13 protein-coding genes, 1 tRNA gene, 1 rRNA gene, 1 other RNA gene and 1 pseudogene are annotated in these 14,620 nt (G+C 35.6%); 11 read left to right on the forward strand and 6 right to left on the reverse strand.

Annotated elements, in window-relative coordinates:
- Window positions 1–84: 84 nt before the first annotated feature.
- Both MHB42_RS00210 and MHB42_RS00215 read right to left on the reverse strand, forming a co-directional pair.
- On the reverse strand, window positions 85–816 hold the full coding sequence (locus tag MHB42_RS00210) for a hypothetical protein (protein WP_340803741.1): 732 nt from the start codon (window positions 814–816) through the stop codon (window positions 85–87).
- A complete protein-coding gene (locus tag MHB42_RS00215; protein ID WP_340803742.1) occupies window positions 813–1,475 on the reverse strand; it encodes a hypothetical protein in 663 nt (220 codons plus the stop codon). Before MHB42_RS00215 ends, MHB42_RS00210 begins: the two co-directional genes overlap by 4 nt.
- Before the next feature lie 372 nt (window positions 1,476–1,847).
- Between MHB42_RS00215 and MHB42_RS00220 the strand changes: the two genes are divergently transcribed.
- The 4 genes and pseudogenes from MHB42_RS00220 to MHB42_RS00235 form a co-directional block, all read left to right on the forward strand.
- The gene (locus tag MHB42_RS00220) at window positions 1,848–3,023 is read left to right on the forward strand and encodes an MFS transporter (RefSeq protein WP_340803743.1); all 1,176 of its coding nucleotides are present in this window, start codon (window positions 1,848–1,850) and stop codon (window positions 3,021–3,023) included.
- Window positions 3,016–3,984 (forward strand): alpha/beta fold hydrolase, encoded by a 969-nt coding sequence (locus MHB42_RS00225; protein WP_340803744.1) that lies wholly within the window; start codon window positions 3,016–3,018, stop codon window positions 3,982–3,984. The genes MHB42_RS00220 and MHB42_RS00225 overlap by 8 nt, the downstream gene beginning before the upstream one ends.
- Before the next feature lie 190 nt (window positions 3,985–4,174).
- Window positions 4,175–4,300, forward strand: a complete 126-nt coding sequence (locus MHB42_RS00230) for a hypothetical protein (protein WP_340803745.1) — start codon at window positions 4,175–4,177, stop codon at window positions 4,298–4,300.
- Between the two features lie 131 nt (window positions 4,301–4,431).
- Window positions 4,432–4,833 (forward strand): annotated as a pseudogene (locus MHB42_RS00235) (transposase); the annotation flags it as partial.
- 71 nt (window positions 4,834–4,904) lie between these two features.
- On the opposite strand, the gene MHB42_RS00240 reads toward MHB42_RS00235, so the two are convergent.
- The 4 genes from MHB42_RS00240 to MHB42_RS00255 form a co-directional block, all read right to left on the reverse strand.
- Window positions 4,905–6,179 carry a cation:dicarboxylate symporter family transporter gene (locus MHB42_RS00240; RefSeq protein WP_340803746.1) on the reverse strand — a complete coding sequence of 425 codons (1,275 nt, stop codon included), beginning with the start codon at window positions 6,177–6,179 and terminating at the stop codon, window positions 4,905–4,907.
- A gap of 90 nt (window positions 6,180–6,269) precedes the next feature.
- Window positions 6,270–7,148 carry a response regulator gene (locus MHB42_RS00245; RefSeq protein WP_340803747.1) on the reverse strand — a complete coding sequence of 293 codons (879 nt, stop codon included), beginning with the start codon at window positions 7,146–7,148 and terminating at the stop codon, window positions 6,270–6,272.
- On the reverse strand, window positions 7,149–8,408 hold the full coding sequence (locus MHB42_RS00250) for a sensor histidine kinase (protein ID WP_340803748.1): 1,260 nt from the start codon (window positions 8,406–8,408) through the stop codon (window positions 7,149–7,151).
- 265 nt (window positions 8,409–8,673) lie between these two features.
- Window positions 8,674–8,766: transfer RNA gene (locus tag MHB42_RS00255), tRNA-Ser, on the reverse strand.
- A 199-nt stretch (window positions 8,767–8,965) separates the two neighbouring features.
- Here MHB42_RS00255 and ffs point away from each other — a divergent pair.
- From ffs to MHB42_RS00290, 7 genes are all read left to right on the forward strand, one after another.
- Window positions 8,966–9,233, forward strand: an RNA gene (ffs, locus tag MHB42_RS00260) — signal recognition particle sRNA large type.
- 143 nt (window positions 9,234–9,376) lie between these two features.
- Complete coding sequence (gene dnaX / locus MHB42_RS00265) at window positions 9,377–11,170, forward strand: DNA polymerase III subunit gamma/tau (protein WP_340803749.1); 1,794 nt, start codon at window positions 9,377–9,379, stop codon at window positions 11,168–11,170.
- A gap of 20 nt (window positions 11,171–11,190) precedes the next feature.
- On the forward strand, window positions 11,191–11,505 hold the full coding sequence (locus MHB42_RS00270) for a YbaB/EbfC family nucleoid-associated protein (protein WP_053995236.1): 315 nt from the start codon (window positions 11,191–11,193) through the stop codon (window positions 11,503–11,505).
- 12 nt (window positions 11,506–11,517) lie between these two features.
- Complete coding sequence (gene recR, locus MHB42_RS00275) at window positions 11,518–12,114, forward strand: recombination mediator RecR (protein WP_205446338.1); 597 nt, start codon at window positions 11,518–11,520, stop codon at window positions 12,112–12,114.
- Window positions 12,115–12,127: 13 nt separating this feature from the next.
- Window positions 12,128–12,343 (forward strand): YaaL family protein, encoded by a 216-nt coding sequence (locus tag MHB42_RS00280; RefSeq protein ID WP_340803752.1) that lies wholly within the window; start codon window positions 12,128–12,130, stop codon window positions 12,341–12,343.
- Window positions 12,344–12,418: 75 nt separating this feature from the next.
- Window positions 12,419–12,691, forward strand: a complete 273-nt coding sequence (locus MHB42_RS00285; protein WP_340803753.1) for a pro-sigmaK processing inhibitor BofA family protein — start codon at window positions 12,419–12,421, stop codon at window positions 12,689–12,691.
- 290 nt (window positions 12,692–12,981) lie between these two features.
- Window positions 12,982–14,532: ribosomal RNA gene (locus MHB42_RS00290) — 16S ribosomal RNA — on the forward strand.
- Window positions 14,533–14,620: the final 88 nt, after the last annotated feature.

Here is a 14,620-nt window from a genome sequence, read left to right on the forward strand (position 1 = left end):
ATAGTATTGGGAGGCGTATCGAAAAAATATGTGTGGTTTGATATCGGGCTTACCGTATACTTATTCAGGTTTTAGTTCAATAAGTTATACTTGTTTTTTTTTCTTAAAGGAATCTTCAAAATCAAAAGGAATTGTATGAATCTTATCATCTAAGATATTTAAATATTTCTTTATTAACGTCTTTGTGATTTTTATACTAGAAACATTAGGTTTAAAATGGCCAGATTTATTGTTGATTAGAATGTGCATATCATCACTTACCTTATCATTTGTTACTAACATTTCTCCAGCAGATTTAACTATAAGATTTTCGTAATCGCATAATAAAAGAGGATGTTCAGGTTGTACGTCCCCCCACAAATTGTTTTTTCTACCAGTAATTAATTCTGTGGTAGTTTGAGGACTATCTAGAATCAAAATTTTATCATCTAGAGTGGTTACGTATATATACCAATTATTAATTTTTATGTTATTAAATTGTTCAGGCATGTCCATATTAATGATGCGGGTCTTAATTTCATTTTTATGTCTATCATATTGATCATTTATATCAGGAATAAAAATAAAAGCGTCCTCCCCATCATTATCAATCATCACAGGTGGACGTGTAGATAATAACGGAGCATCGTTATATTGCTTGATTATATCGTTAAGTAATTCTATTCTATATTGAAAAGGCTTTAAATTACTATTTTCAATTAAAAAGATATAAATAGATAATTTAACGATAAGAGTGGAATTACTAAATTCACCATATTTTGTTTTGCATTCTTCTAATAAATTTATAAAAGATTTATACTCATCTAGAATAGTCATTTTGCTTCCTCCAGAGCACTCAAAAATGCCAATCCATGTTCATATTTTGACTTATTTGATGATATACCTCTGTATTTAGTTTTTATAATATTTATAAGCTCTTTAATTTTTTCTTCAACGAATACAGATACAGAAATCTCAGCTGTTTCTATTTCACAAATATATATAGTTCCGATGATATTATTTAAATCCTCAGGCCTAAAATAAGAAATGGAATCTATGCTTATAAAAATTTTTGTATTATCTTCAATGAAATATCTTTTATACCTTTTCTGTTTCATAACAAGTTGAGAAATTAAATTTTTAGTTAAATTTTCTTCTCCAGCAAGCAAAAAAATTTCATTTAAATAGCCGTCTATGTCCTTACCTCTTTTAAAGAAAACATTAAATTCTTTCCTGAAATTGTCTTCGTATTTACCGATTTTAAACATAACTTTATTCATATTAGGCTCTTTTAAGCTAGCGTTTGTAACTAAAGATAAAACTTTGTTATTTCTATATAATTTGAAATTTTTTGTGTCTAAAAATACCGAAGATCTTTGAACAACAAAAGGTGAAATCCAGCCTCCGAATTCCTCTCCCTTCCAATCACAAATTTCAGAAAAAAAATTAGCATCTGGAAGAATAAAACCGATTTCATTCTCTATATTAGATGTCATATATTATTCCTTTCTACAATAAGAAACCGATTCAAAGTGAAGACATCCTTGAATCGGTACTTTTTTGTTTTAGATTAGTTGACTAACTTTAATAGTTAGACTGAACAAAGCGAAGCAGTTTGTTCTAATGTAGTTTCTGAAGCTTTGTTTAAATCTTCTAATAAATTATCGAAAGACATAGCGACAACCCCCTTTTTAAATATACAGAAAATTACTTTAATAATTCTCTTAATTAAAATTTAACCAATAATTTACGAAAAAGTAAATACTTTTTTTAGTATTTATATTTTTTTTTGGAATTTTTTTAAATAAATAAAAATTCTTACGTTTTTTATGGTAAAATTCTATAAATCAATATTAAAGGAGCTTTTTATGAATAGAAAATATTTTATTTTGGCCTTTTCTATTACAATGATAGGAACTCAAATGTTTGATTTCGTTGTGAAATGGTGGATTGTAAAAGAAACTGGCGATGCTCAAATTCTGGGTGCGATTATAGGTATACCTGCTATGGTTATAGCAATATTATCCTTTATTCCAGGCGTTTTAGCTGATATCTTCAATAAAAAGAAAATAATGATTATTACAGATTTAATTAGTTCTGCAGCATGTTTTGCAGCATTTCTAATATTAATTGAATATGGCTTTTCTTTAATAGTTATTGCTATTACTAGCTTAGTTTTGGGATTAATTAAATCATTATATGCTATAGCTAGTAAAGGAATTTTCAAGAATATTTTCGAAAATTCAGAAATAAAATCTATTAATAGAGTTCAAGCGATACTAAAACAAATAATTAAGTTAATATCTCCAGTTTTAGCAAATATATTAATTTTATATATTAAACCGGAATTATTTTTCTTATTTAATGGTATTTCTTTCTTAGTTTCTGCAATTCTCGAAATGAATTTTAAGTATTCTACTAGTAATAAGATTAAAAGTAAGTTAAGTTTTTCAACTTTTATAGAGCAATTACAGCAAGGTTTCTTAGTAATTAAAAATAGCCCTTTGATCATCAACACATTAATATTAGTTAGCATCGCCAATATTTTTATTGGAGGGTATGACATTTTTATGCCTATGTTTGTTATTGAGTATATGGGTTCTGATTTTGGGTATAGTATGATTCTTACAACTACTGCTATTGGTGCTTTAATAGCTCCTTTATTACTTCAATTTTTTGATAAGAAAAAAATATCTATTCCGTTATGGACTCCAGTATTATTGATAATGACCGGTATTATTATTAGTTCTTTTTCTATGATTGGTTGTATAACAGGAGGATTTATTATAGGGTTAAGTACAACAATTTTTGATGTTGAATTTTTCACAAAATTACAATTGAGTGTTGACGAGGATAATATTGGCAAAGTGTTTGGGGTTGTTTTTTTAATTGCTGGTGTTTTAACACCACTCGGACAGCTTTTATTTCCTTTGATACTAGCATCACTAGTTAAATATGCCTTATTTGTAATAGGAGCCTTCGGATTAGTTACAGTTATAATTATAAAAATATGGGATACAAAGAGAGGGAATTTAATTGGATAATACTATTAATGAAAATAAATACATACGATTAAATGGAATAGAACAATTTATTTCAATCAATGGTAAAAATAGTGAACAACCGTTAATTATATTTTTACATGGGGGGCCAGGAGCTGCATATGGTACACGCTCATATATATTTAAAGAGTGGTTTAAGCATTTTAACGTAGTGTTTTGGGACCAACCAGGTGCTGGAAGGACGGCTATAAAAAATCCAGATTTTATTCCAACTTTTGAATACATTATTGACAGTTTGAAATCACTTATTGAATATTTAAAGCGAAAGTTTAATAAGGAAAAGATAGGAATTATAGCAAGATCTTGGGGTACTGTTCCGGGGTTATATTATGTAAATCATTTTCCTAAAGATATTTTATTTTATTGTGGAACTGGACAACTCATAGATACTCAGAAAGACGAACACGTTGTTTATCAAGAATTGCATAAAAGATTACTTAAAGAAAAAAATGCAGAGGGATTAAAAAAATTATCTGAATTAGGAAAGGATTATCCAGGTAAAAATTTATCGAATATTAGAGAGAAATTAGATAAATTTCATCAGTATATAGAAGACTACGGAATGTTTTTTGAAAATTCCAATTCCGGAATGAGCAAGAAGGAAGAATTACTTAACAGTCCAATATATATTCCTGAAGATTTGACAATTCAAAAAAGAGTTAGTTCTAATCAAGATGAAATTTTTAAATTTTTAGGAATGTTCAGTGCTTATAATTATTCTTTAAATTATAGGATTCCATTCTGTTTAATATTGGGGCAAAAAGATTGGGTTGTTCCTGTTCAACATCAAATTAACTTCTTTAACGATATTAGCGCACCTAAAAAGGAGCTAGTTCTTTTAGAAAATGCAGGACACAAAGCAATGATGGATCAACCAAAAGAATTTTTAAAGGCATTGATTAATTTTATTCAATCAACACACGAGGCTGATAGCTTCAATTAAAGAGTGTATTTTATAAAAGAAATATTGCCACTATCTTTTTTGTTCAATTTGAATTAGAAAAAATTTAAACAACATGGAGATAAATCAAATGTATTTATCAACAATTAGAAGTGATGAAGGACCAAAAGACTTTTTAGTAAGTCTGGTTTTATAGTTGAAGAAAAACGTATTAGAATGACAAAACATATATGTGAGAGAACTTAATATAAATATTATTTTAGGAGATATATTTATGATTAATACTATTCCCGTAGAAATTTTAGAAGAAAATGATGAACATGTTATAGGACCGAAAAATGAGGATATAGGTTTTTAACTCTTTCGTACCATCTAAAATACATTCTAATATGATTTTTCAATGAAAATTAACGGATCACTTGAATTAAATTGATTTTACAATGCAAAATTTATTCATATTTTCGCCTTTAACATATGATATTTACAAACAACGGAGAGATTATTACTTACACAATTGGTTATCGACCAACGTATTCACTTGTTTCAGAAATGTTGGAGAAAGCATTAGAGAAGTTACTAGAAGAACGCCAATTACTGATGCATTCCGATCAAGGCGGGCATTATCAAATGAAGCAATACCGTCACGCACTTGCATGAAAAGGCATTGTACAAAGTATGTCACGTAAAGGCAACTGTTATGACAAATCAATGATGGAGAATTTCTTTAGGATTTTGAAATCGGAATTCCTTTATTTAAAGGAGTTCGAAAGTGTTGAGCATTTTAAATTGGAACTCGAAAACCATATAACGTATTACAACACGAAACGAATTAAGGCAAAATTAAAACTGAGTCCGGTACAATACCGAACTCAGCTTACCCAAGTAGCCTAAATGAAATAACCGTGTCTAACTTTTAGGGATCACTTCACGATGCCATCCAACATCTTTAGGATTTTTTTAAATTACGCTAAATTTTCATTATCATTAAAGTAATTTTTCATTTTTTCCTGATCGAAACGGCTTTCCCATTTTGCCATCACTAATGATGCTAATGAGTTACCAATTACGTTAACGACTGTACGTCCCATATCAAGAATACGGTCAATACCTGCGATAAATGCTAAACCTTCAAGTGGAATGCCAACAGTACCTAATGTTGCTAAAAGAACAACGAATGACACTCCTGGTACACCTGCAATACCTTTAGACGTTACCATTAATACAAGCATTAACGTAATTTGTTCACCAATGCTTAGGTGAATACCGTACATTTGCGCAATAAATAATGCGGCAATGGCTTGGTATAACGTTGAGCCATCTAAGTTAAAGGAGTACCCTGTTGGTATAACAAAGGAAACGATATCCTTTGGCGCACCTAATTTCTCCATTTTCAGCATAATACGTGGTAATACAGCTTCAGAACTAGCTGTTGAGAATGCTAGGATTAATTCATCCTTCAAGACTTTAATTAAGTAGAAGATGCTAATGCCAGCAAATTTTGCTACAAGTCCAAGCACAACAAAGATAAAGAATAGCATTGTTGCATAAACAAGAATCGCTAGCTTAGCAAGTGGTATTAATGAAGCGAACCCATATTTGGAAACGGTTACACCAATTAACCCAAATACACCAAATGGAGCAAACTTCATCACAAGGTTTGTTACCCAGAACATCGCATCTGCTACCCCTTGGAAGAAATCTAAGACTGGCTTTCCTCGTTCACCGATTGCGGCAACCCCTAAACCAAAAATAACAGAGAAGAAGATAATCGCAAGCATATTGCCTTCAGCCATAGACTGAATAATATTTGTTGGCACAATGCCTACAATAATATCAAATGGCCCCTCGTGCTGAACTTCCTCTGTTGTTGTGACATATTTTGAAATATCTCCTTGAGATAGCTCGTTCATGTTTAGCCCTGCACCAGGCTGGAATAGGTTTGCGGAAAGTAGCCCAACGATAATCGCTACTGTTGTAATAATTTCAAAATAAATAATTGATTTTCCGCCTAGTCGCCCAAGCTGTTTCATATCCCCAGTACCAGCTACACCAACGATTAGTGTTGAAATAATAATCGGTACAACAATCATCTTAATTAGATGTAAAAAGATATCCCCTAATGGTTGTAAATATGTTTCAATCTTGGGGTTTCCATAAAAGATACCACCAACGATGATCCCTAAAACTAAACCAAGTAAAATTTGAGTGGCTAAACTGATTTTAAATTTCTTTTTCAAGTCCCTCGTACCCCCTATTATTAAATTTTTAGGACATGCCTTATTTTAATAATATGGAGGACTTATGGAATCCGACAAAATCCGAACAAATTAATTTACTTTTGTTAAAATGTCTGAATATAACACTTGAATAAACTTTTTAATATTTACCTTTGCTTTTCGATTTTTATGGTCTTCAATCTGTGTCATTAACTGACGAATTTCTTTAAAATCAAAATAACGAGGGGCATAATATTCAAATTCTGAGTTTGTGTAATCAACAACCCCTAAATTAGCAAGATTAATCATAGCAGCTAATATTGTTCGACGTACACGCTGCTCAATAGCTTTACTTTCCTTTAATATTTCATCTGGTGTAGTTTTTGTAGTAGCTGCGATTTCCTCATAAAGCTCCTTTAAAGGAGGAAGAGGTGCAATTTTATGTTGATGCGCCAGCAATGTTTCAATAATCGCAATAATATCCTCACTACCGATTTCGCCAACAATGCCCATATCATTTAAAATAGATTGAATATGATCTCGTGATGTTGCTTTATGAGCCTTTTGTTCGCTTAATTCGATGTTTGTTAGTGATTGACGTATTACTAGTAAGGAATTCTTCAGCCGAAACTGTTCGGTTGTTTTTTTCAACACATTTTCAACTTCGATACGATTAATTGGTTTATGAATGAAGAATTCAATACCTTTTTCATACGCCTCACCAACCATTTCCTTATTGACAACCTGTGAAATCATAATAAATTGCCCTTCAAAGCGATTTTGCATAAGCTGTTCAACTGTTGCAATTCCATCAAGCTTTGGCATTAGTAAATCAATTAATACAAATTCAGGCTGTGTCATTAAAATTTGTGGTATGGCATCCTCGCCATTACGAGCCTCACCAATTACTGTACCTAAGCCACTATCCTCAATAATTTGTTTTAACATCACACGACTTGCACGATCATCATCTACAATAAAATACCTCATTTAACTTTCTCCTGTTTGTATAGTTTGTGTAGGAACTATGATTTTAAATGTTGTGTATTGTTGATTTGATTCAACGGTTATTGAACCTTTTAATTTTTCTACTAATTCAGTTACATGTGAAAGTCCAATACCGGTTGCTGCAACACCATCTATATTATATTTTGTGGTGTATCCTGGTTCAAAGATAACCGAATAATCATGATGGGAAATCCCTCTGCCATTATCACATACTGTTATTACAGTATTATCTTCTTGCTGCCGAATAGCAATAGAAATAAATCCTTGTTCTTCGATAGCTTCAACTGCATTTGCTGATAAATTATTTAACAGAGCTAAAAGTGCGATAGGCTCTTTTGCTTCAAAATCAACATCTATACTTGTTTTAAATTGTATTTCCTTTCCAAGAAATTCAGCATATTTACGATTCCCTTCTTCAATATAATGCAATAATGTTGAAATCACAAAAGGATCAAAGTTTCTTTCACCAACAATTTTTGAAATACCAGCGTATATACGTTGTGAATCCTTTTTTACCTCATGAATTTCCTGGGCAATATGAAGAGCCTGTATACTTTCTGCACGTTGACCTTGTGCCTTTAAGCGCTGGTATAATTCAAATCCACTTGCTGTGATGGTTTCAATATGGTTCATAGACTTTTTTAAATACAATGTTTCCACATAGAGATCAGAGCCAATATTCAACATTTCTTGTACACGCTTTTTTTGTTCAGCTATTAAAATTGAGCTATAAATACCAACAACAAAAAAGCTGCGTAGTAATGCGACTGCTAATAAAATCAAAAGATCATGAAGAAATAAAAATGTATAGGTTTGCACAAAAAAGCGCAATATTTGTTCAGCTAAATTACAAATAACCTCACTAAAAGCAACAAGTAAACCTAGCTTGAACGGCTTTTCTTTATATTGTTGAACATTTAATATTTGTAGGCATATGGCAAATAATATATAGAATGCTGCTGCTGGCAAATGCGTTGACATACTATCAGCTAATGGAACAGCATGAAAAGTAGAATAACTAATACGAAAAATTGCCGTTACGATACTTGTAGCAATACCAGCTAAAATAATCGGTGTTGGCTTAATCAACGTACATAAAAAGAAGATAATTGTCCCTAAGCCAAAGCGGAATGTTGTATTGGCAAAAGGGATGATTTTAATTTCACTACCAATGGCAGTCAAGATAGCAATGACAAAAATCCAAGTTAGGGAAGCTCGCGTTATGGATACCTTTGAATGCACTTAAATAACCTCCAGGTATGATGATGTTCCTTTATTTTAGCAAAAGTTAATATTTATGCCCTTATTTAAAAAGTATTTGCTAATCAATTATGCCCCATCATAATTGTACCTGCCGCTAACGCTTCGCTTTCGATACAAAAATAATTTGCTGAACCAAGGTAAAGCGAAAAAATACCACAACCGAAATGGAAGTGGTATTTAATAAGTAATACATACAATTTTGGGCAAAAAAAAACGGCTACATTTGTAGTCGGAATTTTAAAACTGGAGGAGGTAGAGGGATTCGAACCCCCGCGCGGTGTTACCCGCCTGTCGGTTTTCAAGACCGATCCCTTCAGCCAGACTTGGGTATACCTCCATAATATATAACTCGTTTATCTTATCGACAGAAATAAATCTAACACAATTAAAAGCATACGTCAATATATTTATTGAAAAAATTAATTTGCTTCAAATTAATAACTTGAGAAGTGAAGCGAGTGTACTTCATAAATTGGCAATAAATAATTGGTGTATTAAGTTGCAATTTATGCAAACTGTCAGTATACTAGTTATTGCCGTGCTAGGTGGGAAGGTAGCGGTGTCCTGTAACTCGCAATCCGCTCTAGCGAGACTGAATTCCTTTTTCGAGGCTGTCCGTATTGTTTGGTCTGCCTTTTGCACGTAGTGTTGACGATTGGGTCCTGCGCAATGGATACCCATGAACCATGTCAGGTCCGGAAGGAAGCAGCATTAAGTGGTCTTATTCATGTGCCGCGGGGTTGCCTAATCTGAGCTAACGACAAGAGTAACGCTTATGTGCGGCTGTCAAGGAAAGGTGCACGGCATAAATTTGCCAATTCAAACGCATCCGCCTACTTATAGGTGGATGCGTTTTTATTTTTAATGTCATAACTTCATTTTATATATAAGGAAGCAAATGCTATAATAAAACTATTCTATTTAATGGAGAAGGGGAGAGGGAAATAGTGACGTACCAAGCATTTTATCGTGTGTATCGACCACAATCTTTTCGAGAAATGTCAGGTCAAGCACATGTCAAAAGAACGCTACAAAATGCTCTCCTAGCGAATAAAACGACTCATGCTTACTTATTTTCTGGGCCACGTGGTACAGGAAAAACAAGTACAGCTAAAATCTTTGCTAAAGCTTTAAATTGCGAGCATGCGCCATCAAAAGAGCCTTGTAATGAGTGTGCTACCTGTCTAAGTATTACAGATGGCTCTCATCCAGATGTTATTGAATTTGATGCAGCTTCGAATTCACGTGTTGAAGAGATTAGAGATATTATAGAAAAGGTGCGCTTTGCACCCGCAAATAGCCGATACAAAGTGTATATTATTGACGAAGTGCATATGCTTTCTACAAGTGCCTTTAATGCACTATTAAAAACATTAGAAGAACCACCCCCACATGCTGTATTTATTTTAGCAACGACAGAGCCTCATAAATTGCCTGCTACGATCATTTCTCGTTGTCAGCGCTTTGATTTTAAACGACTTTCTACTAATGATATTATTGAACGTATGAAGGTTGTTTTAGAAGATATTGACTTGCCTTATGAAGAACAAGGTTTAAAGGTGATTGCACAATCAGCCGCAGGGGGAATGCGTGATGCGTTAAGCTTATTAGACCAAGTAGTTTCATTCAGTGGGGAAAAATTAAAGCTTGAGGATACATTGCTTGTTACCGGCTCAATTAGTCAGGATGTTTTTTATGACTTAGCTGAGGCGCTTAAAGAGAAAGATGTTGCGCAAATGCTGGCACTATTAGAGCAGCTTATTGCAGATGGTAAGGACCCACTGCGTCTTTCAGAAGATTTAATTACATTTTTCCGTGATTTATTATTACTGCAAATAAGTGACGACTTAGCTGAATTATTAGAACTTGTGTCACCTGAGGAGCGTGTATTTACATTAGCACATGAATTTGCGCCAGATATGCTCTATGGCTATATCGATATCCTTGCTAAAACACAGCAAGAAATGCGATTTTCTCACCATACGAAAATTTATTTAGAAACAGCGTTATTAAAAATGGTACAGTTTTCGGGGGGAGCTACAAATCAAGGTGCTACGACAAATGAAGTAGCATTAAGTCCAGAACTTGCTCAAAAAATTGTGGCACTTGAGCAAACGGTTCAACAACTATCCTTACAATTACAAACAGGAGCATCTCCACAAGCAACACAGGCTCCCAAAGAGCAACGACCACGCGCCAAAAGTCCAAACGGTTATAAAGCACCAACTGGTCGTATTCAAGAGGTGCTAAAGGATGCGACAAAGCAAGATGTGCAGCGTATAAAATCTGGATGGGCACAAGCGCTAAGTCAAATGCAAAAATCACAATCAGCCCTTTTGGCAGAAGCTGAGCCTGTTGCGGCATCTTCGAGTGCTTTTGTGTTAAAATTCAAGTATGATATTCATTGTCAGATGGTTGCTGATAATCAGTCCCTAAAGGCTCATTTTACACAATTGATTGCTGGGCAAACTGGTACAACGTATGAAATGCTATGTATACCAGAGGAATCTTGGTTAAAGATGCGAGAAGAGTTTATTCGTGACCATGGTCTGCAGCAACGCAAGCAAACAACAGCAGCTTCAGAGCATGAGGAGGAGCTGGAGCTATTAGAGCCGCCACCAGCAGAAATGTCAGAAGAACCATTTATTGATGATGCTCAACCTCTTGCTTCACAGGACCCTCTTGTGACAGAGGCAGAAAAATTATTTGGGAAAGACTTTGTTGAAGTAGTGGAAGATTAAATTTTAGGAGGAAAATATTTATGCGTGGAATGGGAAATATGCAAGGTATGATGAAAAAGATGCAAAAAATGCAAAAGGAAATGATGGAGGCACAAGAAGCGTTAAATGCAGAGCAATTTGAAGGCACTGCTGGCGGCGGCATGGTAAAAGTCATTGTGTCTGGTCAACGTGAAGTAGTAGAAGTAAATCTTGATGAATCAGTGGTGGACCCAGAAGATATCGAAATGCTACAAGACCTAATTGTGATTGCAACAAATGAAGCGTTGAAAAAGGTAGAAGAAAAAACAAACTCAACAATGGGTAAATTCACACAAGGCTTAAACCTTCCATTCTAGGAGGTCATTGATATGTACTACCCAGAACCAATATCAAAATTAATTGATAGTTTTATGAAATTGCCAGGTATCGGGCCGAAAACCGCGGCTCGTCTGGCGTTTTTTGTGTTGTCAATGAAAGAAGATGATGTTTTATCTTTTTCTAAAGCATTAATTGATGCTAAACGTAATTTAAGCTACTGTTCTGTTTGTGGCAATATAACAGATGTTGATCCATGCCATATTTGTACGGATAAACAGCGAGATCATTCTGTTATCTGTGTTGTGCAAGATACGAAAGATGTCATCGCCATGGAAAAAATGCGCGATTATAATGGTATGTATCATGTATTACAGGGTGCGATTTCACCGATGGATGGTATTGGACCAGAGGATATTAACGTTGCTTCCTTATTAGTTCGTTTACAGGATGAAAGTGTTCAAGAGCTTATTTTAGCTACAAACTCAACAATTGAGGGTGAAGCAACGGCTATGTACATATCTCGACTTGTAAAGCCGTCAGGTATTCGTACAACGCGTATTGCACATGGTTTACCAGTAGGTGGAGATTTAGAATATGCTGATGAGGTAACGTTATCTAAAGCAATGGAAGGCCGAAGAGAGTTATGAGTGAGGGATTGCTATGTTCTTCCGTAGTAAAAGAAAGTTAAAAAAAGAATTCGATGATAAACTTGTAAATCTTATGAAGGCAACAAAAGAGGATTTGCAACAGGCAAAGGTCATAGAAGAATTAATGGATGACTATGATCTTGAAATTATTGCCCAACGCAAAGCAACAGAAAGCATTCATTTTTATTTATTTAAGGAAGCTAGAATCCGTAAAATATTATTAAAATAGGTCCTACTAAGCATTCATAGAAGCAAAACAGGAAACATAAACTTTCATAGTTATTCTATTTAAGGAGGTAGCCATATGTCATGGTTAGTAATTATGAGTATTTGTGTTCCTGTAGGGCTTCTTTTTCTTTATGTCATAATAAGACATGCTAAGCTAGGTAAAATATTAGAGGGACTATCTGTGTTTTGGTTTAGATTTGCATTTGCCTTTCTATTATTATTTATGATTCATTTAGGTATTGGTTATCTTGGATATAATGTGCCAATCAATTTATTCTCAGTGCTAACAATTGCTATTTTAGGTATTCCAGGCGTTTTAGGGATAACAGCTTTAATATTTTTTCTATAAAACACTTGCAATATAAAAATATTATGGTATATTTATAAAAGTCGCTAATACAACAGCTTGAAACAAAAAAGTAAATAAAATTTTATGTTGACACTTTGTTTGTGGCGTGATATTATATAAAAGTTGCTGTCGAGAAGCGAACGGCAACGAATAAATGAACCTTGAAAACTGAACAAGCAAAACGTAATCAATAAATTTTAGTAGCTTACTTTGGTAAGTGAACGAAATAATTTTGGACATCGAATGAAGATGAGATGCCAGCAAAACAATTTGAGCAAATCAAATTTCTTTTTATGGAGAGTTTGATCCTGGCTCAGGACGAACGCTGGCGGCGTGCCTAATACATGCAAGTCGAGCGAACAGAGGAGGAGCTTGCTCCTCTGACGTTAGCGGCGGACGGGTGAGTAACACGTGGGTAACCTACCCTGTAGTTGGGGATAACTCCGGGAAACCGGGGCTAATACCGAATGATACTTGGAAACACATGTTTCTGAGTTGAAAGATGGTTCTGCTATCGCTACAGGATGGACCCGCGGCGCATTAGCTAGTTGGTGAGGTAACGGCTCACCAAGGCGACGATGCGTAGCCGACCTGAGAGGGTGATCGGCCACACTGGGACTGAGACACGGCCCAGACTCCTACGGGAGGCAGCAGTAGGGAATCTTCCACAATGGGCGAAAGCCTGATGGAGCAACGCCGCGTGAGTGAAGAAGGTTTTCGGATCGTAAAACTCTGTTGTAAGGGAAGAACAAGTACAGTAGTAACTGGCTGTACCTTGACGGTACCTTATTAGAAAGCCACGGCTAACTACGTGCCAGCAGCCGCGGTAATACGTAGGTGGCAAGCGTTGTCCGGAATTATTGGGCGTAAAGCGCGCGCAGGCGGTCCTTTAAGTCTGATGTGAAAGCCCACGGCTCAACCGTGGAGGGTCATTGGAAACTGGGGGACTTGAGTGCAGAAGAGGAAAGTGGAATTCCAAGTGTAGCGGTGAAATGCGTAGAGATTTGGAGGAACACCAGTGGCGAAGGCGACTTTCTGGTCTGTAACTGACGCTGAGGCGCGAAAGCGTGGGGAGCAAACAGGATTAGATACCCTGGTAGTCCACGCCGTAAACGATGAGTGCTAAGTGTTAGGGGGTTTCCGCCCCTTAGTGCTGCAGCTAACGCATTAAGCACTCCGCCTGGGGAGTACGGTCGCAAGACTGAAACTCAAAGGAATTGACGGGGGCCCGCACAAGCGGTGGAGCATGTGGTTTAATTCGAAGCAACGCGAAGAACCTTACCAGGTCTTGACATCCCGTTGACCACTGTAGAGATATAGTTTCCCCTTCGGGGGCAACGGTGACAGGTGGTGCATGGTTGTCGTCAGCTCGTGTCGTGAGATGTTGGGTTAAGTCCCGCAACGAGCGCAACCCTTGATCTTAGTTGCCATCATTTAGTTGGGCACTCTAAGGTGACTGCCGGTGACAAACCGGAGGAAGGTGGGGATGACGTCAAATCATCATGCCCCTTATGACCTGGGCTACACACGTGCTACAATGGACGATACAAACGGTTGCCAACTCGCGAGAGGGAGCTAATCCGATAAAGTCGTTCTCAGTTCGGATTGTAGGCTGCAACTCGCCTACATGAAGCCGGAATCGCTAGTAATCGCGGATCAGCATGCCGCGGTGAATACGTTCCCGGGCCTTGTACACACCGCCCGTCACACCACGAGAGTTTGTAACACCCGAAGTCGGTGAGGTAACCTTTTGGAGCCAGCCGCCGAAGGTGGGATAGATGATTGGGGTGAAGTCGTAACAAGGTAGCCGTATCGGAAGGTGCGGCTGGATCACCTCCTTTCTAAGGATATTTTCGGAATACAAACCTTGGGTTTGTACGATTACGTTTTGCTGTTCAGTTTTGAAGGTTCATTCTTCTGAATGAAATA

The organism is Lysinibacillus sp. FSL K6-0232 (assembly GCF_038008325.1).
Classification (GTDB): domain Bacteria; phylum Bacillota; class Bacilli; order Bacillales_A; family Planococcaceae; genus Lysinibacillus.

Bases quoted from the DNA above. Each gene is read 5' to 3' on its own strand.
- MHB42_RS00210 (WP_340803741.1), bottom strand. From the start codon at position 816: ATGACTATTCTAGATGAGTATAAATCTTTTATAAATTTATTAGAAGAA.
- MHB42_RS00215 (WP_340803742.1), bottom strand. From the start codon at position 1,475: ATGACATCTAATATAGAGAATGAAATCGGTTTTATTCTTCCAGATGCT.
- MHB42_RS00220 (WP_340803743.1), top strand. From the start codon at position 1,848: ATGAATAGAAAATATTTTATTTTGGCCTTTTCTATTACAATGATAGGA.
- MHB42_RS00245 (WP_340803747.1), bottom strand. From the start codon at position 7,148: ATGAGGTATTTTATTGTAGATGATGATCGTGCAAGTCGTGTGATGTTA.
- MHB42_RS00270 (WP_053995236.1), top strand. From the start codon at position 11,191: ATGCGTGGAATGGGAAATATGCAAGGTATGATGAAAAAGATGCAAAAA.
- recR (WP_205446338.1), top strand. From the start codon at position 11,518: ATGTACTACCCAGAACCAATATCAAAATTAATTGATAGTTTTATGAAA.
- MHB42_RS00280 (WP_340803752.1), top strand. From the start codon at position 12,128: ATGTTCTTCCGTAGTAAAAGAAAGTTAAAAAAAGAATTCGATGATAAA.
- MHB42_RS00285 (WP_340803753.1), top strand. From the start codon at position 12,419: ATGTCATGGTTAGTAATTATGAGTATTTGTGTTCCTGTAGGGCTTCTT.